22 protein-coding genes are annotated in these 24,327 nt (G+C 68.0%); 17 read left to right on the top strand and 5 right to left on the bottom strand.

The genetic code is table 11. The annotated features are described in order from the left end of the window. Window positions 1-280: 280 nt before the first annotated feature. From ACT54L_RS15730 to ACT54L_RS15680, 11 genes are all read left to right on the top strand, one after another. Entirely contained in the window at window positions 281-550 is a 270-nt protein-coding gene (locus ACT54L_RS15730; protein ID WP_476086573.1) for an usg protein, read from the top strand. A 95-nt stretch (window positions 551-645) separates the two neighbouring features. Continuing rightward, a complete protein-coding gene (locus ACT54L_RS15725) occupies window positions 646-1,248 on the top strand; it encodes an exopolysaccharide biosynthesis protein (RefSeq protein WP_476086572.1) in 603 nt (200 codons plus the stop codon). A gap of 82 nt (window positions 1,249-1,330) precedes the next feature. Further along, window positions 1,331-2,047 carry a carbonic anhydrase gene (locus tag ACT54L_RS15720; protein ID WP_476086571.1) on the top strand — a complete coding sequence of 239 codons (717 nt, stop codon included), beginning with the start codon at window positions 1,331-1,333 and terminating at the stop codon, window positions 2,045-2,047. Window positions 2,048-2,182: 135 nt separating this feature from the next. After that, window positions 2,183-3,268: a tRNA preQ1(34) S-adenosylmethionine ribosyltransferase-isomerase QueA gene (gene queA, locus ACT54L_RS15715; RefSeq protein WP_476086570.1), complete on the top strand. Its 1,086-nt coding sequence runs from the start codon at window positions 2,183-2,185 to the stop codon at window positions 3,266-3,268. Between the two features lie 6 nt (window positions 3,269-3,274). Next, window positions 3,275-4,438 carry a tRNA guanosine(34) transglycosylase Tgt gene (tgt, locus tag ACT54L_RS15710; protein WP_476086569.1) on the top strand — a complete coding sequence of 388 codons (1,164 nt, stop codon included), beginning with the start codon at window positions 3,275-3,277 and terminating at the stop codon, window positions 4,436-4,438. 147 nt (window positions 4,439-4,585) lie between these two features. Further along, entirely contained in the window at window positions 4,586-5,458 is an 873-nt protein-coding gene (gene folD / locus ACT54L_RS15705; RefSeq protein WP_476086568.1) for a bifunctional methylenetetrahydrofolate dehydrogenase/methenyltetrahydrofolate cyclohydrolase FolD, read from the top strand. 155 nt (window positions 5,459-5,613) lie between these two features. Continuing rightward, window positions 5,614-5,994, top strand: coding sequence for a 4a-hydroxytetrahydrobiopterin dehydratase (locus ACT54L_RS15700; RefSeq protein ID WP_476086567.1), 381 nt, complete (start codon window positions 5,614-5,616; stop codon window positions 5,992-5,994). Between the two features lie 13 nt (window positions 5,995-6,007). Next, on the top strand, window positions 6,008-7,297 hold the full coding sequence (locus ACT54L_RS15695) for a formylmethanofuran dehydrogenase (RefSeq protein ID WP_476086566.1): 1,290 nt from the start codon (window positions 6,008-6,010) through the stop codon (window positions 7,295-7,297). Then, window positions 7,294-8,943: a formylmethanofuran dehydrogenase subunit A gene (locus tag ACT54L_RS15690; RefSeq protein WP_476086565.1), complete on the top strand. Its 1,650-nt coding sequence runs from the start codon at window positions 7,294-7,296 to the stop codon at window positions 8,941-8,943. The genes ACT54L_RS15695 and ACT54L_RS15690 overlap by 4 nt, the downstream gene beginning before the upstream one ends. Beyond that, the gene (fhcD, locus tag ACT54L_RS15685; RefSeq protein ID WP_476086564.1) at window positions 8,940-9,857 is read left to right on the top strand and encodes a formylmethanofuran--tetrahydromethanopterin N-formyltransferase; all 918 of its coding nucleotides are present in this window, start codon (window positions 8,940-8,942) and stop codon (window positions 9,855-9,857) included. The genes ACT54L_RS15690 and fhcD overlap by 4 nt, the downstream gene beginning before the upstream one ends. After that, a complete protein-coding gene (locus tag ACT54L_RS15680; RefSeq protein WP_476086563.1) occupies window positions 9,854-10,666 on the top strand; it encodes a formylmethanofuran dehydrogenase subunit C in 813 nt (270 codons plus the stop codon). The genes fhcD and ACT54L_RS15680 overlap by 4 nt, the downstream gene beginning before the upstream one ends. A 202-nt stretch (window positions 10,667-10,868) precedes the next feature. Here the strand turns inward: ACT54L_RS15680 and ACT54L_RS15675 are convergent, their stop codons facing one another. Next, window positions 10,869-12,440: a DEAD/DEAH box helicase gene (locus ACT54L_RS15675; RefSeq protein ID WP_476086562.1), complete on the bottom strand. Its 1,572-nt coding sequence runs from the start codon at window positions 12,438-12,440 to the stop codon at window positions 10,869-10,871. Window positions 12,441-12,713: 273 nt separating this feature from the next. On the opposite strand from ACT54L_RS15675, the gene ACT54L_RS15670 reads away from it, so the two are divergent. Then, complete coding sequence (locus tag ACT54L_RS15670) at window positions 12,714-13,868, top strand: MFS transporter (RefSeq protein ID WP_476086561.1); 1,155 nt, start codon at window positions 12,714-12,716, stop codon at window positions 13,866-13,868. A gap of 19 nt (window positions 13,869-13,887) precedes the next feature. Here the strand turns inward: ACT54L_RS15670 and parE are convergent, their stop codons facing one another. Then, window positions 13,888-15,927 carry a DNA topoisomerase IV subunit B gene (parE, locus tag ACT54L_RS15665; RefSeq protein WP_476086560.1) on the bottom strand — a complete coding sequence of 680 codons (2,040 nt, stop codon included), beginning with the start codon at window positions 15,925-15,927 and terminating at the stop codon, window positions 13,888-13,890. 235 nt (window positions 15,928-16,162) lie between these two features. On the opposite strand from parE, the gene argC reads away from it, so the two are divergent. Further along, window positions 16,163-17,218, top strand: coding sequence for an N-acetyl-gamma-glutamyl-phosphate reductase (gene argC, locus ACT54L_RS15660; RefSeq protein WP_476086559.1), 1,056 nt, complete (start codon window positions 16,163-16,165; stop codon window positions 17,216-17,218). A 48-nt stretch (window positions 17,219-17,266) separates the two neighbouring features. Here argC and ACT54L_RS15655 read toward each other — a convergent pair whose 3' ends face one another. The 3 genes from ACT54L_RS15655 to ACT54L_RS15645 form a co-directional block, all read right to left on the bottom strand. After that, on the bottom strand, window positions 17,267-18,508 hold the full coding sequence (locus ACT54L_RS15655; protein WP_476086558.1) for an ABC transporter substrate-binding protein: 1,242 nt from the start codon (window positions 18,506-18,508) through the stop codon (window positions 17,267-17,269). Between the two features lie 124 nt (window positions 18,509-18,632). Beyond that, window positions 18,633-19,451 (bottom strand): SDR family oxidoreductase, encoded by an 819-nt coding sequence (locus ACT54L_RS15650; RefSeq protein ID WP_476086557.1) that lies wholly within the window; start codon window positions 19,449-19,451, stop codon window positions 18,633-18,635. Continuing rightward, a complete protein-coding gene (locus tag ACT54L_RS15645; RefSeq protein ID WP_476086556.1) occupies window positions 19,448-21,067 on the bottom strand; it encodes an AMP-binding protein in 1,620 nt (539 codons plus the stop codon). Before ACT54L_RS15645 ends, ACT54L_RS15650 begins: the two co-directional genes overlap by 4 nt. A gap of 76 nt (window positions 21,068-21,143) precedes the next feature. Here ACT54L_RS15645 and ACT54L_RS15640 point away from each other — a divergent pair, with 76 nt between their 5' ends. The 4 genes from ACT54L_RS15640 (at window position 21,144) to ACT54L_RS15625 (ending at window position 24,291) form a co-directional block, all read left to right on the top strand. Next, window positions 21,144-21,707, top strand: a complete 564-nt coding sequence (locus tag ACT54L_RS15640; protein ID WP_476086555.1) for a PadR family transcriptional regulator — start codon at window positions 21,144-21,146, stop codon at window positions 21,705-21,707. 85 nt (window positions 21,708-21,792) lie between these two features. Beyond that, on the top strand, window positions 21,793-22,704 hold the full coding sequence (locus ACT54L_RS15635) for a LysR family transcriptional regulator (RefSeq protein ID WP_476086554.1): 912 nt from the start codon (window positions 21,793-21,795) through the stop codon (window positions 22,702-22,704). Between the two features lie 187 nt (window positions 22,705-22,891). Continuing rightward, a complete protein-coding gene (locus ACT54L_RS15630) occupies window positions 22,892-23,308 on the top strand; it encodes a DoxX family protein (protein ID WP_476086553.1) in 417 nt (138 codons plus the stop codon). A 74-nt stretch (window positions 23,309-23,382) separates the two neighbouring features. Further along, window positions 23,383-24,291 (top strand): VOC family protein, encoded by a 909-nt coding sequence (locus tag ACT54L_RS15625; RefSeq protein ID WP_476086552.1) that lies wholly within the window; start codon window positions 23,383-23,385, stop codon window positions 24,289-24,291. Window positions 24,292-24,327 lie beyond the last annotated feature (36 nt).

Here is a 24,327-nt window from a genome sequence, read left to right as displayed (position 1 = left end):
GGGAGGGTTCAAGGGGGGCGGGGAGATTTTTTGGCACTCGGGGGATGGGAGTGCTAGCAGGGCCTTGCCCCCGCTGTCCGTCCGGCCTCGCGCACCGGCGCAGGACGCTACGAAGCTGTTGTCAGCAGTCTCGATCAATCGCTGCTAACGCCTTGTTTTTGCACGCGTAAACCATTTTTTGGTCTGGCTCGCGCAAGATTGTCAGCCGACAATGGATCCGTTCCCGCCACATGGCATTGCTGAGGCGGCGGGGTTTCCGGCGTGCATGGAGGTGTCGAACATGGTTTGCGGCGACTTCGTGAAGCAGATTTCCGGCTATGGGCTCGTGACGGCCGAGATCCTCTACCACCTGCCTGACCATCCCGCGTTCCTTCAATCCTATATCTGGCAGGATTACGACCTCTCCCCCAAATTCCCGGAACTCAACAAGTTCCTTGCCTTCTGGCGCCGCGAATTGGACGGGCCGCTGCATTCGGTGAAAGTCGCCCATTGTGAGCTCATCAAGCCAGCCGAGCTGCGGGCAGTGGGGGGATTATACCTCCTGAATTGACCCTGGGGCAGGGCGAGGGGGCCTCTTATCGCCTCCCGCCCTGACACCGCCGCTTTCAAGGTGCTATGAGTGGGCCTCAATCGATCGAGGCACCTGTGGATCACCGTACGCCGCGGACTTCCGAACTGCTCGCCGCCGTCCTGGCTTCCCAGGAGGGCGAGAAGGTGGCGATTGGCGATCTGGTGAATGCGCTGCGCAACCGCGCCTTCGGCATCATCTTCCTGCTGTTCGGCATTCCCAACTGCATTCCCATGCCGCCTGGCATCCCCGTCATCTGCGGCATCGTGCTCGGCCTCATCGGCCTCCAGATGGCCATGGGCCGGCAGGAGTTGTGGCTGCCTGAACGGGTGTCGCGGCAGACCTTCTCGCGCTCCATGCTGGAAGCCATTGTCACCCGTTCGCGCCCCTACATCATGTGGTTCGAGCGTTGGTCACGGCCGCGCATGGAAACCTTTGCCGGTCCCACCGCCCGCCGCATCGTGGGCGCCACAGTGGTGCTGCTGGGCTTCATCCTGCTGCTGCCGATTCCCTTCCTCGGCAACCTGCCGCCGGGCTTCGCGGTCTGCGTGTTCGGCCTTGGCCTGGTGGAGCGGGATGGCGGCGTGATCCTCGCTGGTTTCTTCGCGACCTTGCTCGGCCTACTAATTACCGCCGCCATGAGCTGGGCCATCTGGCAGGGCGCCGTCGCCATTTTCTGACCGGTGGCCCCATCTGTCGCGCGTCTGGGCTATGAAGAGCCTCAGCCCTTGGCCATCAAGGGCGGAACGCGGAGGGGCGGACATGTGCCAGGACTGTGCGGGGAGCATTTCGCGGCGCGGCCTCATGTTCGGGGCGGCCGCCCTGGCGGGAGCGGGTCTGCTGCGCCCGGCCCTGGCGGCCGAGGACCTGCCCGCCGGGCAGAAGGCGCCCAACGACATTCCCGGCGGCGAGGCGCTGGACCGGCTGATGGCCGGGAATGCCCGCTATGTCGCCGACACCACCGAAAACAGGGACTTCTCCGCCCGCCGGCAGATGCTCGCCAAGGGCCAGTATCCCATTGCGGCCGTGCTCGGCTGCTCCGATTCGCGGGTCTCGCCTGAACTGTGCTTCGACCAGGAGCCGGGCGAGCTCTTCGTCGTGCGCCTGGCCGGGAACGTGGTGGATAATGACGGGCTCGCGAGCCTTGAATATGCGGTTGCCTATCTGGGCGTGCCGCTTTTGCTGGTGCTCGGCCACACCGGCTGTGGGGCGGTGGCCGCAGCGGTGAAGGCCGCCACCCAGAAGGCGCTGTTTCCCGGCCACTTGCCCGGCCTCATCGACAATATCCTGCCCGCCGTGGCCGCCGCCCAGGGGCAAGGGGGCGACCTGGTGGAAGCCGCGGTGGTCACCAATGCCCTCCAGACCGCCAGGCAGGTGGCAGGCAAGAGCCAGATCATCGGAGCGGCCATTGCCTCCGGCAAGGTGAAGCTGGCGACGGGCATCTATGAGCTGGGCACGGGGCGGGTGAGGCTGATCTGAGACGCACCGGGCGCCCGCAACCGGACCACAGGCACCACGATCGACGGGGTTTGCGTTGCCAGCCCCTCGGCCCGTGCTCTAGGAAGGCGCTCCGTTGCGCCGGCCCGACTGCCGCGCGTCCTGGATGAAAGCCTGATGCGCGTCGACGCCTTCGATTTCGATTTGCCTCCCGAGCTGATCGCCTTGCGCCCCGCCACGCCGCGCGAGAGCGCGCGGCTTCTGGTGGTGCGTCCCGGCGCGGAGGCCGAGCTGACGGACGCGCACATCGCCGACCTGCCTTCCCTCCTGCGTCCCGGCGATGCCGTGGTGGTGAACGACACCAAGGTCATTCCCGCCCGCCTCGACGGCACCCGCACGCGGGCGGGCGGCTCCACCGTCCACATCGAGGCGACCCTGGTGAAGCGCCTCGACGAAGCCCGCTGGGCCGCTTTCGCGCGCCCCGCCAAGCGCCTTGTGGCAGGCGACCGCATCATCTTCACCCATCCCGATGCGTCGCGGGAGCTGGTCGCCGAGGTCACAGGCCGCGGCACGGAAGGGGAGGTGCTGCTGGCCTTCGATGTGGCGGGCGCCGACCTCGACGCCGCGCTCCAAGAGGTCGGGCACATGCCGCTGCCGCCTTATATCGCCGCCAAGCGGGCGGAGGATGCCCGCGACCGCACGGACTATCAGCCGGTCTTCGCCCGCAATGAGGGCTCGGTGGCCGCGCCCACCGCAAGCCTCCATTTCACCCCTGCGCTCATGGACCAGATCCGGGCGGCGGGCGCGGCCTTTCATCATGTGACGCTGCATGTGGGCCCCGGTACCTTCCTGCCGGTGAAGGCGGAAGACACGTCCGCCCATCACATGCATTCGGAATGGGGCGAGGTGAGCGCTGAGGTCGCCGAAACGCTGAACGGCGTTCGGGCGGCGGGCGGACGCATCCTGGCGGTGGGGTCCACGGCGACCCGGCTCCTGGAAAGCGCGGCGGCGCCGGACGGCACGCTTCATCCCTATAGGGGCGAGACCGACATTTTCATCACCCCCGGCTATGGCTTCCGCGCCGTGGACATGATGATGACCAACTTTCATTTGCCGCGCTCCACCCTCGTCATGCTGGTGGCGGCCTTCGTGGGCCACGAGACGCAGAAGCGTGCCTATGCCCATGCCATCGAAACCGGCTATCGCTTCTATTCCTATGGCGATGCTAGCCTGCTCTTTCCCGATCGCGCGCCGGCGCGCTGAGTGGCCATGACCGAGATCCAGACCCAGACTCCCGCCGAGGGCCGCTTCGCCTTCACTCTGAACGCCACCGACGGCACCGCGCGCACCGGCGTCATTTCCACGCCGCGCGGCGAGATCGCGACCCCGGCCTTCATGCCGGTGGGGACGGTCGCCACCGTCAAGGGCCTCTATCCCGAGCAGGTGCGGGCGACCGGGGCCGACATCCTGTTGGGCAACACCTACCATTTGATGCTGCGCCCCGGCGCCGAGCGGGTGGCGGAATTGGGGGGGCTGCATCGCTTCATGCGCTGGGACCGGCCGATCCTCACCGATTCCGGTGGCTTCCAGGTCATGTCCCTGTCCGCCCTGCGCAAATTGGACGAGAGCGGCGTCACCTTCCGCTCCCATGTGGATGGCGCGGTCCACCAGCTCACCCCCGAGCGGGCGGTGGAGATCCAGGGGCTCCTGTGCGCCGACATCCAGATGCAGCTGGATGAATGCGTGCGCCTGCCCTGCACCGACGAGGAGGCCGCCCGCGCCATGCGGCTGTCGCTGCGCTGGGCGGAGCGCAGCAAGCGCGCCTTCGAGAGCCAGCCCAAGGGGCGGGCATTGTTCGGCATCGTCCAGGGCGGGGCGGTCAAGGCGCTGCGGGTGGAATCGGCGCAGGCGCTGGCCGGCATGGACTTTCCCGGCTATTCCATCGGCGGCCTTGCCGTGGGCGAGCCGCAGGAGATCATGCTGGACATGATCGAGACGGTGGAGCCCCATCTGCCCACCCACAAGCCGCGCTATCTCATGGGGGTCGGCACGCCGGACGACCTCCTGGAGGCGGTGGCGCGGGGCATCGACATGTTCGATTGCGTGATGCCGACCCGTTCAGGCCGCCATGCCTTGGCTTTCACGCGCTTCGGTCGCATCAATCTCAAGAATGCCCGCCACGCCTCCGATCCGCGCCCGCTGGACGAGGAAAGCGATTGCCCGGCGCTCAGGGACTATTCGCGCGCCTATCTCCATCACCTCGTGCGGTGCGGGGAGATGCTGGGCGGCATGCTGCTCTCCTGGGCCAATCTCCATTATTACCAGGATCTTATGCGCGGCGCCCGGCAGGCCATCGCGGAAGGGCGGTACGGGGACTACAAGGCGCAGGTGAAGGCGGGCTGGGCGGCCGGTGATATTCCACCCCGCGGATAAAAGTTTTCTCTTTACGAAAACAATCTTCGCTCTAAGAATGCGCTTCCAACAGGTCAGGGACGCGGCGGCGGGGCTTGCCAGGGCAGGCGCCGCAGGCCAGAAGTCCGCCGTGAACCTCATGTGCGTTTCATTCTTGCGGGGACAGTCGTGATCGAGACCAAAGCCATCGACGGCAAGGCATTCGCGGCCGGCCTGCGCGGCCGCATCGCGGTGGAAGTGGAAGGCCTCGTCTCCCAGACCGGCCAGAAGCCCGGCCTCGCCGTGGTGCTGGTGGGCGAGGACCCCGCGAGCCACGTCTATGTCCGCAACAAGGCGGCGCAGACCGTGGAAGTGGGCATGCGCTCCTTCGAGCATCGCCTTCCCGCCGAGACCGCCGAGGCGGACCTGCTGGCTTTGGTCGAGCGTCTGAACGCCGATCCGGAGGTCAATGGCATCCTGGTGCAGTTGCCGCTGCCCGGCCATATCGACACCAACAAGGTGCTCGCCGCCATCGACCCCGCCAAGGATGTGGACGGCTTCCATGTGGTCAATGCCGGCCGCCTGGCGGTGGGCCTTGATGCCCTCGTGCCCTGTACGCCGCTCGGCTGCGTGATGCTGCTGAAGCATCATCTGGGCAATCTGGCCGGCCTGAAGGCCGTGGTGGTGGGCCGCTCCAACATTGTCGGCAAGCCCGCCGCCCAGCTTCTGCTGCGGGAGGATTGCACCGTCACCATCGCCCATTCCCGCACCCGCGACCTGCCGGGCGAGTGCCGCACCGCCGACATCCTGGTGGCGGCGGTGGGCCGGCCGGAAATGGTGCGCGGCGACTGGATCAAGCCCGGCGCGACCGTCATCGACGTGGGCATCAACCGCGTGCCCAAGGGCGACGGCAAGACCCGCCTCGTGGGCGACGTGGCCTATGAGGAAGCGCAAGGCATTGCCGGCCTCATCACCCCCGTGCCCGGCGGCGTCGGCCCAATGACCATCGCCTGCCTGCTGCAGAACACGCTGACCGCCTTCAAGCGGCAGAAGGGCCTGTAAGGCCTGACACTTTTCGCACGCCCTCGGGCGTGTTAGCTCTTGTTGAAACAACAGACGCATGGCCCGGCGGCCTTCAGGGCGCCGGAGCACTGCAACGACAAGCGGGCAACCGCCGCGGCGTCTTGATCGGACTTCCACCACCGGAGGCACGTCGCATGGCCGTGGACCGCAAAGCCACATTTTCGTCGGAAGAGATCGAAGCGCACCTGTCCGCGCACCTGCCCCATTGGCGCTATGAGGACGGCTGGATCCGCCGCACCTATCGCACCAACAGCTGGAAGGGCACGCTGATGGTCATCAATGCGGTCGGCCACCTGGCCGAGGCCGCCTGGCACCATCCCGATCTCACTGCCTCCTATGCCTGGGTGGAGGTGCGCCTCATGTCCCACGACGCCAAGGGCATCACCGTCCGCGACTTCGCGCTCGCCGCCAAGATCGAGGAGGTCGTGCAATGGCAGCCGGGCCTGGTGGCGGACGCTCCGCTGGAAGGCACGCCGCAGAGCGACCTGCGCTTTTCCTATGTGAAATATGACTGAGGCGGGCAAGGCCATGCCGGCGCAGGCACCGCGCATCGTCAGCGATCTCGCCTGCGGCTTTTGCGGGCTCGGCTGCGATGATCTGGAAGTGGCGGTCATGGGCCGCGAGGTGCGCGCCCGCCGCGCTTGTCCCGAGGCAGTGCGTCTGCTGCGGCGCGGCCCCGGCCTGCCGGGCGGTCCGCGCGTCGGCGGGCGGGAGGTGTCGCTGGCCGAGGCCGCCGCCGCCGCCGCCGCCCATCTGAAAGCCAGCCGCGCCGCCGCCTTTTCCGGCCTTGGCGCGGATGTGGCGGGGCTGCGGGGCCTGGGCGATCTCGCCGTGGCCTTCGGCGCCAGCCTCGACCATTCGGCCTCCGAGGGCCTGTTCCGCAATCTCGATACCCTCCAGCGGGTGGGGTGGGTGGCGTGCACCCTCGCTGAACTGCGCAATCGCTGCGACGTGCTGGTGGTTGTGGGCGCCGATCCCACGGGCCTTTTTTCCCGCTTCTTCGAGCGGGCGGTTCCCGCGCCGCGGAGCGATGGCACCGGCCCGCTCTTCCTGCCGCAGGGGCGCACCATCGTGTTCCTGGGCCACGGGCCGGAGGCGGCGACCCGCAACCTCCTGGCGGGGCAGGACGTGCGCGAGGTGGCGGTGCCGGACGGGCTTCTGGCCGAGGCGCTGGCGGCGCTCGGCGCCTTCGTGGCCGGCCGTTCGCTCACTGATCTGGGCGGCGCCTTCACCGGCGCGCTGGGCGCGGCGCTTCTGGAGGTGGCGGAGCTTCTCAAGGCGGCCCGCTATGGCGTCCTCACCTGGAATGCGGCCACCCTCCAGTCTGGCGAGGCCGGGCTGGTGGTGAGCCGGGCGGCGGACATTGTCGCCACCCTCAACGCCACCACCCGCGCCGCCGTCTTCCCCTTGGGCGGGCGGGACAATTGTATGGGGGCACACCAGGTGATGCTGTGGCGCTTCGGCTATCCGCTGCGCACCCTGGTGGGCAGCGGGGAGGCGCGCCACGCGCCCAGCCTTTATGCCACCGCCGCCGCGCTGGAGGATGCCGACCTGCTCCTGCACACCAGCGCCTTCCGCCCTGATCCCCCGCCCGCCTTCGACCGGGGACCGGTGATCGCGCTCGCCCATCCCGAAACCGAGTTTGCCCGCGAGCCGGAGGTCTTCATCCCCGTGGGCACGCCCGGCGTCGACCATGGCGGCCAGGTGTTCCGCATGGATGGCGTCGTCTGCCTGCCCCTGGAAGGCCTGCGCGCGGCGGGCCTTGCCTCGGTGGCCGGAGCGGCGGCGGCCATTCTCCAGGCGGGGAGGGCGCCATGAGGGTGCGTGTCTCTGGCGGGCGCGTGTTCGATCCCACCAGCGGGGTCGTGGACGTGGTGCGCGACGTGGTGATCGAGGACGGCCGCGTGGTGGCCGATGATCCCACCTTGCCGTCCCATCAGGTCCATGACGCCCGTGGCTGCGTGGTCATGGCTGGCGGCATCGACCTGCACAGCCACATTGCCGGCGGCAAGGTGAACCTCGCCCGCCTGCTCATGACCAATGACCGCGCCGCTTTTCCCGAGCCCTTCGGCGATTTCTGCGGCTGCGGCGGCGGGCAGGCGGCACCCACCACCCACCTGACCGGATGCCGCTACTCGCAGATGGGCTATACCGCCGTATTCGAGCCGGCGGTGGTGGGCGCCAATGCGCGCCATGCCCATCTGGAAATGGCGGATATTCCCAATATCGACACCGGCGGCTTCCTTGTGCTGGGCAATGACGACGCCCTGCTGCGCCTGATCGCGCAGGGCGAAGGGCAGGGGGCGGTGAACGATTATGTGGCCTGGATGCTGCGGGCCACCCAGTGCTGCGCCATCAAGATCGTCAATCCCGGCGGCATCTCGGCCTTCAAGTTCAATGGCCGGTCGCTGGACCTGGACGAGCAGGGCCCCTTCTATGGCCTCACCCCCCGGCGCATCCTCACCACCCTCCAGCGGGCGGTGACGGAACTGGGCGTGCCCCATCCCATCCATCTGCACGGCTGCAACCTGGGCATTCCCGGCAACATCGCCACCACCCTTGCCACCATCGGCGCCACCGACGGCTTCCCGCTCCACCTCACCCATGTGCAGTTCCATTCCTATGGCACGGCGGGGGATCGCAAATTCTCCTCCGGCGCGGCGGAGCTGGCGGCGGCGGTGAATGCCAATCCGCACATTTCCGTGGATGTGGGGCAGGTGATGTTTGGCCAGACGGTGACGGCCTCCGCCGACCTGATGGCGCAATATCGCAATCATGGCATCGCCGATCCGAAGAAGTGGATCGGCATGGATATTGAGTGCGACGCGGCCTGCGGCGTGGTGCCCTTCGCCTATCGGGACAAGTCCTTCGTCAATGCCCTGCAATGGGCCATCGGGCTGGAACTGTTCCTGCTCATCGAGGACCCCTGGCGGGTGTTCCTGACCACCGACCATCCCAATGGCGGGCCGTTCACCTCCTATCCCCACCTCATCCGGCTTTTGATGGACCGGGATTTCCGCAACGCCCAGCTCGCCCGCCTGCACAAGGCGGCGCGCGCTCATACCAACCTGGACAGCCTCACGCGCGAATACACGCTGGAGGAGATCGCCATCGTCACCCGCGCCGCGCCGGCCCGCACGCTCGGCCTCAAGGATCGCGGCCACCTGGCGCCCGGCGCGGTGGGCGACGTGGTGCTCTATGCGGATGGCGCCGACCGCGAGGCCATGTTCACCGCGCCCCGCCTCGTGCTCAAGGATGGGCGGGAGATTGTGCGCAATGGCGAGGTGGTGGCGCTGGTGGAAGGGCGCACCTTTGCGGTGAAGCCCGATTATGATCCGCTCATGGACAAGCGCATGGACCGCTGGTTCGACGAGGCCATCGGGCTGAAGGCCAAGCATTTCCGCATTGCCGACGGTGAGATCCGGGACGGGCAGGGGCCAAGCTGCGTGGAGTGCGCGCCATGAGCAATGGCGGCTCGGTGTTCCGCAACGGCGTGGAAATCCGCGACGGCTTCGCCGAGGCCTTCCCCATGGCGGGCACGCGGCTCATCATCACCGCTGATACGGCCCGCTGGGCGCGCATCGCGGCGCACACCATGACCGGCTTTGCCACCTCCGTCATCGGCTGCGGCTGCGAGGCAGGGATCGAGGCGGACTTGCCCCCCGACGAGACGCCGGACGGGCGGCCGGGCGTCTCCGTGCTCATCTTCTCCATGTCGCTGAAGGATTTGAAGAAGATCGTGCCCAGTCGGGTCGGTCAATGCGTGCTCACCTGCCCGACCACCGCCTGCTATGCCGGGCTCACCGGTGGCGCATCGGTGCCGGTGGGCCGGGCGCTGCGCTATTTCGGCGACGGGCACCAGGTGTCGAAGCGCCTGGGGGACGAGCGCATCTGGCGCATTCCGGTGATGGAAGGCGAGTTCGTGTGCGACGATGTCACGGGATCGGTGACGGATGGCGTCGGCGGGGGCAATTTCCTGATCCTCGCCCGCTCCCGCGCGGCGGCGCTCCATGCGGCCGAATATGCGGTGGAGGCCATGGGACAGGTGCGCGGCGCCATCCTGCCCTTCCCCGGTGGTGTGGTGCGGTCGGGCTCCAAGGTCGGGTCCAAATATCCCGGCCTCATCGCCTCCACCAATGGCGCCTATTGCCCGACCTTGCGGGCGCAGGTGCCATCGGCCCTGCCGCCGGATGTGGGCAGCGTGCTGGAGATCGTCATTGACGGGCTCAGCGCGGCCGATGTGGCGGCCAGCATGAAGGCGGGCATCGCGGCGGTCTGCGCGCTGGGCGAGGAGGCGGGCATCCTTGCCATCGATGCGGGCAATTATGGCGGCAACCTCGGGCCGTTCCACTTCCACCTGCGGGAGCTTCTGGCATGAGCGGCGCCGGCTTTCGCCTCGCCCTTAAGGCGGCCCCGCCCGCGCGGGTGGACATGACCGGCATCACGCCCGATCGCCTCGCCGGCCTCGATGCCGGGGCGGTGGCGCGGCTCGCGGTGTTCGTGGGTGCCAGCGCGGTGGCGCTGGGGGACGTCTTCGCCCTCTCCGCCGGACCGGGCGGCACCTTGACCCTGGAGGGCAATGCCCGCCTCGACAATGTGGGCGCCGGCATGGCCGGAGGCCATCTGGTGGTGGAGGGCCCCGTTGGCGCGCTGGCCGGGGCCGGCATGAGCGCGGGGCACCTCAAGATCCTGGGCGATGCGGGCGATGATCTCGGAGCCGGCCTTGCCGGTGGGCGTATCGATCTCGGCGGGAGCGCGGGTGCGCGCCTCGCCGGTGCCCTGCCCGGCGAGCGACGGGGCATGACCGGTGGGACGGTGCGGGTGACGGGGCATGTGGGCCCTCAGGCCTGCGAACGCATGCGGGGCGGGCTGGTGCTCATCGCCGGGTCGGCCGGTGCGGGCGCCGCCCAGCGCATGATCGCCGGCACGCTGGCGGTCAAAGGCGCGCTTGGCCCGGAGGCGGGCGTGGGCATGAAGCGCGGCACGCTCATACTTGAGCAGCCGCCGGAGCTTCTTTCCGCCGGCTTCGGGGATGCCGGGGAGCACGACCTGGTTTTCCTGGCCCTCCTCGCCCGCCGGATGCCGGAGGTGGCGGACCTTTTCGGCGGACCGCTCAGTGGCCGCGCCCGGCGCCTCGTCGGTGACCGGCTGGCGGGGGGGCAAGGGGAGATGTTGGTTCTATTGTGAAGAAAGTCGTTTAAGAATTGGTGGTAAGTCTCTGTTTTTAAGGAAAAATCAGCCTCATTTGCAGTCGGGCTTTGCGGCCATTGCCGCAGACGTCGGGGTGGCGCCTCACCCACTCACCAACTGGCGGCTACACCTTTGAATCAAAAAGGCCGGGCAATGCCCGACCTTTGGCTTTCGTTCGTCTGCGGAATCGACGTGTGGCTCAGCTCGCCTTCACCCGCACCGGGCGCAGGAGGAAGGCGGGGAGGTGGGACATGTCGGCGGGCTCGTTGTCCTGCCGGTTCTCGCGGCGGGGGCGCTTGTTGCCCTCGGAGCGGTCGCGGGTCTCGTTGCGATCCCGGGTTTCCGCGCGCTCGCGCGGCTCGGGACGCTCGCGGGTCTCGTTGCGCTCACGGGGCTCGCTGCGGGGGCGCGGGGCTTCCCGCTCGTCCGCTTCGCGAACCGGACGCTCGCGGGTCCGCTCGCGGGCGGGGGTGGGTGAGGCCGCAACTTCCGCTTCCTCGCGGCGGGGCGGACGGGCCTCGTCCCGGGGCTTGTCACGGCTGCTGCGCTTGGTGCGCTCGGTCCGTTCACCCCGTTCCCCGTCCTTGCGGCGGTCCTTGTCCCGGCCGCGCTTGTCGCCGCGACGCTCGCGCGGGGGCGCCTCGCCGAGCGGCTCGCCCTGCCAGGGGATGGGATTGCCGATCAGCTTCTCGATGGCCGCCAATGATTTGGCGTCGTCGTGGGTGACGATGGCGATGGTCGTGCCGGTGCGGCCGGCGCGGCCGGTGCGGCCGATGCGGTGCACATAGTCTTCCGAATGGTGGGGCACGTCATAATTGAAGACGTGGCTCACCGCCGGAATGTCGAGGCCGCGAGCGGCCACGTCGGAGGCCACCAGGAGCGTCGCCTCGCCGCTGCGGAACTGGTCGAGGGCCTGGGTGCGGGCATGCTGGTCCATGTCGCCATGGAGGCAGACCACGTTGAAGCCGTGCTTTTGCAGCGAACGGTGCACCACCGCCACGTCGCGCTTGCGGTTGCAGAAGACGATGCCGTTCTGGAGTCCTTCCGCGTTGCGGATGAGCTCGCGCAGCGTCTCGCGCTTCTCGTAATCCTCGCTGCCCGAGGCGACCAGGAGCTGGGTCACCGTGGTGGCGGTGGAGGCGGGCTTGGACACCTCGACCCGCACCGGGTTGGACAGGAATTGCGACACCAGACGCTGGATTTCCGGCGGCATGGTGGCGGAGAAGAACAGCGTCTGCCGGGTGAAGGGCACCAGCTTGCAGATGCGCTCGATGTCCGGGATGAAGCCCATGTCGAGCATGCGGTCGGCTTCGTCGATCACCAGGATCTCGATGCCCGAGAGCAGCAGGCGCCCCCGCTCCACATGGTCCAGCAGGCGGCCGGGGGTGGCAATCAGCACATCCACGCCGCGAACCAGCTTGGTGTCCTGGTCACCGAACGAGACGCCGCCGATCAGCAGGGCCACGTTCAGCTTGTGGTTGGAACCGTAGCGGACGAAATTTTCCTCCACCTGCGCCGCGAGTTCGCGCGTCGGTTCGAGGATGAGGGTGCGCGGCATGCGGGCACGCGCACGACCCTGCTCCAGCAGGGTGAGCATGGGCAGCGTGAAGGCGGCCGTCTTGCCGGTGCCGGTCTGCGCAAGGCCCAGGACATCGCGGCGCGCGAGCACATGGGGAATGGCCTGCGCCTGGATGGGCGTCGGTTGCGTGTAGCCGGTTTCCTTTACGGCCGCGAGGACCTTTTCGCTCAGGCCGAGTTCGGTAAATGACATTGCATCTCTAGGATGCGGCGGCACGCCGGTAATCGCGCGTCCCGTGCCGTACGGGCTGGGCGAGGGGTCGTCGTTCGGCGCGCTTGGACTCGAAAAAGCTCGGACGACAGCTTGCAAAGTATGAATTTTGTGCGCTGTGTCAATGATTACCGCGCGCCGAGCCATGCGGTGGGCGCTGACGCCGCGGTTCGGCCATGTGCCTGGCTGCCTTGACCCCTGGCGGCGGGCATCGGAAACGGGGTCTTCCCCCGGCGCGATCCCCGGCGCATCCCCATGCCTTTCCTGCTTATTCTCGGCCTTGCGGGCTTTTCCAGCGCGGTCTCCATGCGGGCCATGGACCCCATGCTGACGCTGGTGGCCGCCGATCTGCAGGTGACGTTGCAGCGCGCCGCCCTGCTCGCCACGGCCTTCACCTTGCCCTATGCGGCGACGCAACTGGTGTTCGGTCCGGCCGGCGACGCCTTCGGGCGGGTGCGCCTCATCCGCATCACCTTGGCCATGCTGACGCTGTCGCTGATGCTGTGCGCCCTCGCCCCTAGCCATGAGGTGCTTCTGGTGGGGCGCATCGTGGCGGGCGGCTGGGCCGGTGGCGTGATCCCGGTGGCGCTCGCCACGGTGGGGGACCGGGTGAGCTATGCGGAGCGCCCCATCGCGCTCGGCCGTCTCCTGTCCGCCATCGTGCTCGGCCAATTGGCCGGCGCCGTGGTCTCCGGCATGATTGCCAGCGCCTTGGGCTGGCGGGCGGTGTTCTGGTCGTGCGCCGCGGTCACCGGCACGGCCGCGCTGGGCGCCACCTTGTTCCTGGCCGAGGCCAAGGCGCGCGAGCCCTTGTCCTTCATGGGCGCCCTCAAGGGCTATCTGGTGGTGTTCTCCAATCCCCTGTCCATCCGCCTGTTTGCCGTGGCGGCCATCGAGGGCGGGTTCATCTTCGGCTGCTTCCCCTTCGTGGCCGCGCACCTCATCGCCTATGATCTCGGCCATGCGGTGGAGGCGGGCTTTGCCATCGGCGCCTTCGGGCTCGGCGGCGTGCTCTACACGCTGGTGGTGCGGGTGCTGGTGAACCGGCTCGGCCTGTCGGGCATGGCGGGCACCGGGGCGGTTGTGGCCGGGTTGTGCCTCATGGCCGCGGTGCTGGTGCCGAACCTGCCCTTGGTGATCGCGGTGTTCCTGCTGCTGGGCTTCGGCTTCTACATGCTGCACAACACCATCCAGATCATGGCGACCGAGCTGGTGCCCACCGCGCGCGGGGCGGGGGTGGCGCTTTACGCCACCTGCTTTTTCGCCGGGCAGGCCACGGGTGCTTTCATCGCCGCGCAGGTGATCGGCATCGTGGGATCGGTGGGCCTGTTTGTGGGATCGGGCATCGGCCTGATCCTGCTGGCCTGGCCCGCCTCCCGGCTGCCCTTGCGGGTGCGCCCCGCGCCGTGAGGGCGCGCGGCGCGCGGGCTCAGATGTCCAGCAATTCCTCGCCGGCGAAGGCGGCATGCTCGGAAATGAAGGCGAAGCGCGCCTCGGGCTTGTTGCCCATGAGGCGCTCCACCAAGTCGGCGGTGGCGGCGGCGGCGGCTTCCTCGATATTCACCTGCAGCAGCGTGCGGGTGCGCGGGTCCATGGTGGTTTCCTTCAACTGCGCCGGCATCATCTCGCCGAGGCCCTTGAAGCGGCCGATCTCCACCTTGCCGCGGCTTGAGAATTCCTTCTTGAGCAACTGGTCCTTGTGGCCGTCATCCCGCGCATAGAGCGTCTTGGCGCCCTGCGTGATGCGATAGAGCGGCGGCACTGCCAGGAAGAGATGGCCCTGCTCGACGAGCTTGGGGATCTGGCGGAAGAAGAAGGTGACCAGGAGCGAGGCGATATGGGCGCCGTCCACGTCCGCGTCGGTCATGATGATGACCTTCTCGTAGCGCAGGTCCGCCTCGCGATAATGGGAGAGCGTGCCGCAGCCGAGCGCCTGGAGCAGGTCGGCCAATTGCTGGTTCTGGGCCAGCTTGTCGCGGCCCGCGCTCGCCACGTTCAGGATCTTGCCGCGCAAGGGCAGCACCGCCTGGGTGCGGCGGTCGCGGGCCTGCTTGGCGGAGCCGCCGGCCGAGTCGCCCTCCACGATGAAGAGTTCCGAGCCCGCCGCCTCGGTATTGGAGCAATCCGCCAGCTTGCCCGGCAGGCGCAGCTTGCGCACGGCGGTCTTGCGGGAGATTTCCTTCTCCTGCTTGCGCCGCAGCCGCTCCTCGCCCCGCTCGATCACATGGTCGAGGAGGCGGGTGGCCTGCACCGGATTGGCGGCCAGCCAATGGTCGAAGGGGTCGCGGATCGCCTGCTCGACGATGCGGGCGGCCTCGGCTGTGGCGAGGCGGTCCTTGGTCTGGCCCTGGAATTCGGGCTCGCGCACGAAGACCGAGAGCATGGCGGCGCAGCCGGAGGTGACGTCGTCCGCGATCAGGATGGCGGCGCGCTTGCCCTGGCCGGTGCGCTCCGCATGGTCCTTCAGGCCCTTTAGGAGCGTGACCTTGAGACCATTCTCATGGGTGCCGCCATCAGGCGTCGGGATGGTGTTGCAATAAGAGGAGAAGCCGCCGTCGGCATCGGCTACCCAGGCCACCGCCCATTCCACGGCCCCATGGCCGCCGGTCTTCTGGGTGCGGCCCGAGAAGATGTCGGAATGGACCAGCGTCTGGCCTTCAAGGTCGGCCGCCAGATAGTCCCGAAGGCCGCCCGGGAAGCGGAAGCTGGTCTTCTCCGGCACGCCGGTGACGCCCACGAGAAGTGCGGCATCGCACGACCAGCGGATTTCCACGCCGCCGAAGAGATAGGCCTTGGACCGGGCCATGCGGAACACGCGGGCGGGCTCGAAGGTGGCGCCGGCGCCGAAAATCTCCGGGTCCGGGTGGAATTTCACCCGCGTGCCGCGCCGGTTGGGCGCGCGGCCCACTTCCTTCAGCGGGCCCTGCGGCAGGCCGCGCGAAAATGTCTGGCGATAGAGCACCTGGTTGCGCGCCACCTCCACTTCCAGGAGGTCGGACAGGGCGTTGACCACGGAAACGCCGACGCCATGGAGGCCGCCGGAGGTCTCATAGACCTTGCTGTCGAACTTTCCGCCCGCATGGAGCGTGGTCATGATGACCTCGACGGTGGACTTCTTGGGGAATTTCGGGTGCGGCTCCACGGGAATGCCGCGGCCATTGTCGGAGACGGTCAGCGTGCCGTCGGCGGACAGCTGCACCTCGATGAAGGTGGCATGCCCGGCCACCGCCTCATCCATGGAATTGTCGATCACCTCGGCGAACAGGTGGTGCAGCGCCTTGGCATCGGTGCCGCCGATATACATGCCGGGCCGGCGCCGGACCGGCTCCAGGCCTTCCAGCACCTCGATATGGGCGGCGGTATAATCGCTCGCCATGGCCGGGACCACGGTGGTCTTGGCGCGGCCGGAGGCGGGCGCCTTGGCGGCGCCGGCGGGACGGGAGGCGAAGAGATCGTCGCTGTCGGACATGGCACTCTTTGATTACAGGCGAATCGCCCCGTCCATCATGAACGATACGCGGGCAAGGGGGAACAGACCGGAAACGGGCCGGCTGTCGTCTCCTGTCTTTCGCCTGTAACGGCTTCGGTGTACAGACCTTCCCCGCATTCGTGCCGGCGCACTATCGAAGCCGCGCCGGCCGGGGATGCGGTGCCGGGAGGGGAAGCCCTTCCCGCAGCACACCTTTTCTCGACGGGAGAAGATCATGTCGGACGCTGGCAAGGCAAGGATCGCAGTACTGGGCGCCTCGGGCTATACGGGCTCCGAGCTGGTCCGACTGCTGCTGCGCCATCCCCGCGTCGAGATCGTTGCCCTAACGGCGGACCGCAAAGCCGGCCAGTCCATGGCCGATGTCTTCCCGCAATTCGCGCCCTTCGCCCTGCCCAAGCTCGTGACCATTGACGAGGTGGATTTCTCCTCCGTCGACCTGGTCTTCTGCGCGCTGCCGCACGCCACCACGCAAGAAGTCATCAAGAAGGTGTTCGACCAGGCGCCGGGCGTGAAGGTGGTGGACCTGTCCGCCGACTTCCGGCTCCAGGACCCGGGCATGTACGAGAAGTGGTATGGCCACCCCCATTCCGCCCTCGACCTCCAGAAGGAGGCGGTGTTCGGCCTCGTGGAGATCTATCGCGACGACATCCGCAAGGCGCGGCTGGTGGCCAATCCCGGCTGCCACACCACCACGGCCATCCTGCCGGCGGTGCCGCTGCTGGAGGCCTCCGCCATCGATCCCGACACCATCGTGATCGACAGCAAGACCGGCATGTCCGGCGCCGGCCGCGCCGCCAAGGAGAACATGCTGTTCTCTGAAGTCTCCGAGGGCATCCATGCCTATTCGGTGGGCGCGCACCGGCATATGGGCGAGCTGGACCAGGAATATTCCAAGGCCGCCGGCCGCCCGGTGGCGCCCATGTTCGTGCCGCATCTGGTGCCCATGAACCGGGGCATCTATGCCACGCTCTATGTGCGCACCACCGGCGCCAAGCCCGCCGACCTGCATGCTCTGCTGGCGGACTATTACAAGGGCGAGCCCTTCGTCCATGTGCTCCCCTTCGGCCAGGTGCCGCAGTCGCGCCACGTGCGCGGCTCCAACATGGCCTTTATCGGCGTGGTGGCGGATCGGGCCAATGGCCGGGCCGTGGTGCTCTCCACCACCGACAATCTGGTGAAGGGCGCCTCGGGCCAGGCAATCCAGAATATGAACCTGGTGCTCGGCTATCCCGAGACGCTGGGCCTGGAACAGATCGCCCTGATGCCGTGATGACTAGAAGTGGGTGGGGGCGGGCCGCTTGGCTCGCCCCCCTCCCGGTCATTTCGCCACGAAGGGACAGCCGCCGGCATTGAGCGGACGAATGACGTCATCCGCCTTCAGGCGTGTGCTGATCTTGTAGAAGTCCCAGGGGCCCTTGGACTGGGCCGGCGTCTTCACCTCCGCCAGGAACAGATCGTTCATCAGCCGCCCATCGGCCCGCACCCGCGCGCCCTCGGCGAAGAAATCGTCCACCGGCAAGGCGCGGATCTTATCGGCCACTGCCTTGCCCTCGTCGGTGCCTGCCGCCGCCACAGCCTTGAGATAGGCCAGCGTCGCCGAATACATGCCGGCCTGGACCTGGGAGGGCATGCGCCCGCCGCTGCGTTCGCCAAAGCGCTTGGCGAAGGCGCGGGAGGCGTCGGTGCGGTCCCAATAGAAGGTGGTGACGAACTTCAGGCCCTGCGCGGCCTCCAGGCCCAGGGCCTGGATGGTTTGAAGATAGATCACCGTGCCCACCAGCGACTGGCCGCTTTTGTCGAGCCCGAACTCCCGGGCTTGCTTGATGGCATTGGCGGTGTCGTCGCCGGTATTGAGGAGGGCGATGTTCCGCGCGCCTGAGGCCTGGGCCTGGAGCAAATAGGAGGAGAAGTCGGGGGCGCCGACCGGATGCTTCACCGCGCCGAGAATGCGTCCGCCGCTGGCCTGGATGACCGGCCCCAGCTGCGCCTCCATGGCCTTGGCGAAGGCTGTGTCCGAGGCGATGAAGAACCAGGTTCCCGCGGGTCCCCCCGACAGCGCGAGGCCCATGCCGCGGGCGAAGGAATAGGTGTCATAGACCCATAAAAAACCGGTGGGCGAGCAGTCCGCGCCATAGAGGCGGTCAGTGCCCCCGCCCACATGCAGGATCACCTTGCCCCGCTCCCGGCCGAGCCCCTGCACGGCAAGCGCGATGGTGGAGGAGGTCAGGTCGGTGATGACGTCGACCCCCTTGGCGTCGAACCATTCCCGCGCCGTGGTCACCGCGATGTCGGGGGAATTGCGGTGGTCCGCCACCACCACCTCAATGGGAACGCCGTTCACGGTGCCGCCGAAATCCTCCACCGCCATGCGCGCGGCGATGACCGATCCCGGCCCTGAATAGCCCGACAGGGGGCCGGACTGGTCGTTCAGGACGCCGATGCGGACCACATTGTCCGACATTTGCGCCCCGGCGGGCGCGACCGTGAGGCCGGTCAGCGCGCCGGCCATGAAGAGACCTTTCAGCGCGGCGGCCAGGCCGCGCCTCCCTGTGACGTCCATGTTTTCCTCCCGGTGGGCTTCTGGTTCTTGGTGTTTGGTTCTTGGTGTTTGGTTCTTCGTGTTTGGATCTTGGCGTCGAAACTGAAGTTCCGGGGCGCGCTGGCAGGCGCGGCGCGCTTTGCCGTCAGGCGACGAACAGGTCCTTGGTCAGCGCCTCGCCGGGCACCACCGCATAGGGGGTGAAGTCCGTAATCCCGTCATCCGCCAACGCTTCCTCATCCAGGAAGAAACGTCCGGTCGCGATGCGGGCGTCGCGGGTCAGGATGGCGTGGGCGGCGTCCGCCATGATGTCCGGCGTCCGACATCCGCCGCCGGAGACGCCGATCATCTTGGTGGCGGCGGTATCGATCATGGTGGCCGGCCACAAGGCGTTGACGGCGATGCCCGCCGCCCGGAACTCCTCCGCCATGCCCAGCACGCACATGCTCATGCCATACTTGGACATGGTGTAGGCGCAATGGTCCGCGAACCAGGCGGGGATGAGATTGAGCGGCGGGGAGAGCACCAGGACGTGCGGGTTGCGCGCTTGGCTGAGATAGGGGTGGCACGCCTGGGTGGTGGCGAAGGTGCCGCGCACATTGACCTGATGCATCAGGTCGAAGCGCTTCATGGGCGTGTCCGGCGTGCGGGCCAGATAAAGGGCGCTGGCATTGTTGACGAGAATGTCGATGCCGCCGAAATGGTCCGCCGCGCGCTTCACGGCGCTGGCGATCTCCTCCTCGTTGCGCACATCCATTTCCAGCGGCAAGGCCCGGCCGCCAGCCGCCTCGATCTCCTCGGCCACGGAGAAGATGGTGCCGGGAAGGCGGGGATGGGGATCAGCGGTCTTGGAGGCGATGGCGACGTTGGCGCCGTCGCGGGCGGCCCGCAGGGCGATGGCCCGGCCGATGCCGCGGCTCGCCCCGGTGATGAACAGCGTCTGTCCCTTGAGCGATCTGGTCACTGAACCGTTTCCTTTTCCTTCAGCACTTGCTCGCGCAGCGCGAATTTCTGGATCTTCCCCGAAGCGGTCTGGGGAAAGGCCGCCACCACCCGCCAGATGCGGGGCACCTTGAAGGGGGCGAGGTGCGCGCGGCAGAAGGCGGCCAGTTCGTCCGTGGCGATCGGCACCCCCGCGCGGGGCTGGATGAAGGCGGCCACCTGCTCGCCCCATTCGGCATCCGGCACCCCCACCACGCTCACATTGGCGATGCCGGGATGGGTAAAGAGGACGTCCTCGATCTCGCGCGGATAGATGTTCTCGCCGCCGCGAATGATCATGTCCTTCAGGCGCCCCTGGATGCGGCAGTAGCCCTGCGCATCCAGGCTGCCGAGATCGCCCGTGTGCAGCCAGCCCTCGGCATCCAGCGCCTGAGCGGTGGCGCCGGGGTTGTCGAAATAGCCCGCCATCACCCCGCAGCCCCGGGCGCAGATTTCCCCGACCACGCCGAGCGGCACGGTCTCGCCGGACGCCGGGTCGATCACCTTCACCTCGGTCTGGGGCAGGGGGCGCCCGACCGTTTCGATCCAGTCGGGATTGGGGTCGTCCGGCACGGTGTGGGTGATGTAGGGGGACGCCTCGGTCTGGCCGAAGCCGATGGTGACCTTGAGGCCCACCTCGTCGGCCGCGCGGCGGGCCAGTTCCGGCGGCACGGGTGCCCCGCCCAGCGCGGAGAGACGCCAGGAGGTCAGGTCGCGGGTGCGGGCATCGGGATGGTCCAGCAGGCGGATGAGCATGGTGGGCACGGACAGCATCACCGTGCCCCGCTCGGCCTCGAAGAGGGCGAGCAGAAGGGCGGGGTCGAAAGCCGGAGGGAGGACGTGCACACCGCCGGTTTGGAGCGCGCCGAGGGTCACGAGCCCGCACCCGGCGGTGTGGAACATGGGCATGGGATTGACCCACACGTCCTCTGGCCCCGCCCCGATGGCCCGGGCGAACAGGGCGCCATTATTGGCGAGCCCGCGATGGGTGAGGCACGCCCCCTTGGGAAACCCCGTGGTGCCCGACGTGTATTGGATCTGCGCAATATCCAGCGGCGCCACATCTGGCAGCACCGTGTCCGGTGCGCCGGAGGCGAGGAAAGCGGACCAGCCGTCGAGGGAAATCACCTCCCGCAGGTGCGGCAGGCCGGACCTCGCCTCGGCCACGACAGCCAGGAGGTCGCGGCCGCGATATTCGGGCTGGACCACCACGCCGCTGGCCCGGGATTGGCCGAGCACATAGGCCACTTCCTGCGCCAGGAAGGCGGGGTTGACGGTCACGAGGGTCAGGCCTGCCAGGGCGGCGCCCATTTCCAGCAGCACCCATTCCGGGCTGTTGGCGGCAAAGACCGCCACATGCTCGCCCGGCCGAAAGCGTCGCAGGAGCGCGCGCGCCACCTGTTCGGCATCGGCCAGGAGCTGGGCGTAGGTCCAGCGCCGGCGGGGGCCCTCCACGCCTTCGATCAAGGCCGCGCGGGCGCCGTGGCTGGCCGCCGCCGCCCGTAGCGCATCGCCGATGCTGCGCTCAAGCACCGGGACGCCGCAATCCGCCGGCCGGTAGGACAGCGCCGTTTCGGGCGTGCGATTTTCGCCGCTCATGCCATACCCTCCCCCGTGCCATCCTCTCTGGATGGTCTCGTTTCTATGGTCCAAATAGTATGGTATGAATCGGACTATGTCAAAGCATGCTGCCCCCGGCGATGCCGCCGCCATCCGCCTGAGCCCCGTTTCCTATCTGGTGATGGGCCTGATCGGCCTGCGCGGTCCCTCCACCCCCTATGAGCTGAAGCGGGCGGCGGGCCGGTCCGTAAACTATTTCTGGCCCTTCCCCCATTCCCAGCTCTATGGCGAGCCGGAGCGCCTCGCGGCATTCGGCTTGCTGGCGCAGGAACAGGAGGAGGGGGGGCGGCATCGCAAGATGTATTCCCTCACCGAGACCGGTCGGAAAGCGCTGGACGACTGGTTCCTGTCGCCCCCTGGCGAAGTCTTCGAGATGCGGGACATGGCCGTCCTGCAACTCTTCTTCTCCGAATTCATGAGCCGCGAGCAACTGGTGCGCCTCGCCACCGATCAGATGCGCTTATATGGCGAGCGGCTCGCGGTGTTGGAGGCGATCGCCGCCCAGAATGTGGAACGCCAGGGCACCCGGCGCATGGCGCCCCTGGACCTGGGCCTGCGGATGGCGCGGACCTGCCAGGAATTCTGGAGCGATATGGCGGCCCATCCCCCTGAAGGCTGAGGGGGGAATGACGGGAATGTCACTTCCATTGCGGATGCAATGCGTTCCTATTCGCCCCGTTTCGTAGCGAATTGGAACTAAAGGTATGGAGCGTCTGGAGTGTGACCGCATGTTCGTGGCGGTGCTGGACGCCGGCAGCTTTGCCGGCGGCGCGCGGCGCCTGGGCACCAGCAGCGGGCAGGCCTCGAAGCTGGTGTCGAAGCTGGAAGCCGACCTCAACGTGCAGCTCATCAAGCGCACCACACGCGCCTTGTCGCCCACGGAGGTGGGGCAGGCCTATTATGAGCGCGTCAAGGCCCTGCTGGAGGAGTTCGACGCGCTCGATGCCTCGGTGCGGCAGGCCTCGGGCACGCCCTCGGGCCGCTTGCGGATCACCGCGCCCATGTCGTTCGGCACCATCCAGCTTGCCCCCGTGCTGCTGGATTTCGCCCGCGCCTTTCCCGCCATCCAGCTGGACGTGTCCTTCTCCGACCGGGTGGTGAACCTGGTGGACGAGGGGTTCGATGCCGCCATCCGCATCGGCTCGCCCGGCGACAGCAGCCTCATCGCCCGCAAGCTGTGCGATGCCCGCGTGGTGCTGGTGGCTGCGCCCGCCTATCTCGCCGCCCATGGCACGCCGGAGGAGCCGTCTCAGCTTGCGGCCCACGAATGCCTCATCGATACCAATTTCGCCGACCCGTTCACCTGGCTCTTCAAGGGGCGGGACGGCGGTCTCACCACCATCGGGGTCGCCGGGCGGCTGCGGTTCTCCAATGGGGAAGCTTGCCTTGCCGCCGCGGAAGGGGGATTCGGCATCGCCAATGTGCCAAGCTTCATCGCCGGCCCCAGCCTTCGGGCGGGGCGTGTGCAGCGCCTCCTCGCGCCCTTCGAGCGGGACGCCCATGGCCTTTATGCGCTCTATCCGCCCGGCCGCCATCTCGCCCTGAAAGTGCGCGTCCTGGTGGATTTCCTGGCCAATTGCTTCCGGGGAAAGCCGGCTTGGGATCAAGGCTGGTGAGGGGTCCCACGTCCGCCGAGGGCTGTTTTCCATTGAACATGAAGGGCCGGCGCCTCTGGTCCCGTTGGAGGTCCGATGCCGTTATTCCTTCCAGATCGGAAGGAAACCCACCCAAGCTGCGCGGATAATCATTGGACCAGCGGGAGGGCATGTTCCGGCCATCGCTTTCTCTCCTCAGGACGCACCGATGACCGATCCCCGCACCGCTCCCTATGCCGCCCTTCTGCTTCGCCTCATTCTGGGCCTCCTGTTTCTGGCCCATGCGGGTCTGAAGATCTTCGTCTTCACCCCCGCCGGCACCGCCGCCTTCTTCGGCTCGCTGGGGCTTCCCGGCTGGCTGGCTTACGTCACCATCGCCTGGGAAGTGCTGGGCGGCCTCGCGCTCATTCTCGGCATCTGGCCGCGCCTTGTGGCCCTTGCGGTGATCCCGGTCCTGCTGGGCGCCCTCTTCACCGTGCACATTTATGCCGGCTTCTTTTTCACCAATCCCAAGGGGGGGTGGGAATTCCTGGCGCTGTGGATCGCCGGCCTCCTCGCCCTGGCCTTGGTGGGCGATGGCGCCCTGGCGCTGAAGCCCACCCCGTTCGGATCGCGCGCCCGCTGATCCCTTTCACCCGCCCGCGCCTTCCGGCCGAACCATGCTAGGGTCCGGCCGGAAGACCGGGAAAGGCCGCAGCCATGATGATCCCTGTGATCGGCGCCGGCCAGGAGGACCTGTCCATGCCCAACGCCTCTGACACCCTGTCCACGGCGCCGTCCCTGTCCAAGGCGCCCTCCCTGTCCATGGGCCGCGTCATCCTCACCGTGAATGATCAGGATGCCGTGGCCGGTTTCTACCGCAGCGTGCTCGGCCTTGAGCTTCTGCGGTCCGACGGCACGGTGGCGGAACTGGGCGCTGGCTCCGACGTGCTACTGGAACTGCGTCAGGACCGCGCTGCCCGACGGGCCGGGCCGCGGGAGGCGGGGCTTTTTCACACCGCCTTCCTCCTGCCCACACGGGGCGATCTCGCCCGCTGGGTGAAGCATGCGGCCGCCACCCGCGCCCCGGTGGTGGGGGCGTCCGACCATCTGGTGAGCGAGGCCATCTATCTCTCCGACCCGGAAGGCAATGGCGTCGAAATCTATGCGGACCGTCCGCGCGACGCCTGGCACTGGGACGGCGCCACAGTGCGCATGGCGACCGAGCCGCTGGACCTGGAAGACCTCGTCAGCGTGGCCGGCACGGCGGCGTGGCGGGGCGCACCGCAGGGCGCCAAGGTCGGCCATGTGCATCTGAAGGTGGGTGCGCTCCCGCCGGCCGAGGATTTCTACGCCACCACCCTGGGCTTTGATGTCACCTGCCACTATCCCGGCGGAACCTTCTATGCCCGCGATGGCTATCACCACCACCTGGCCACCAATGTGTGGAACAGCCGGGGGGCGGGGGGGCGCGATTTTCCCGTGACGGGACTGGCAGGGTTCGAGATGCGCCTGGCGCCGCAGCCTCTGGCGGCCATTGCAGAACGGGTGGGGCAGGGGGCGTCTGGCACGCTGGACCTCACCGATCCCTGGGGCACGCCGGTGCGGCTGTTGGCAGCGCAGGCGTAAGGCGCGACTGCGCGCACGTAAAAAGGAGGGCGCCCG

The sequence above is a fragment of the Aquabacter sp. DMC10 genome (assembly GCF_056314145.1).
The sequence above is the reverse complement of the archived record's forward strand: the minus strand, read 5'-3'. Positions and strand labels throughout refer to the sequence as shown.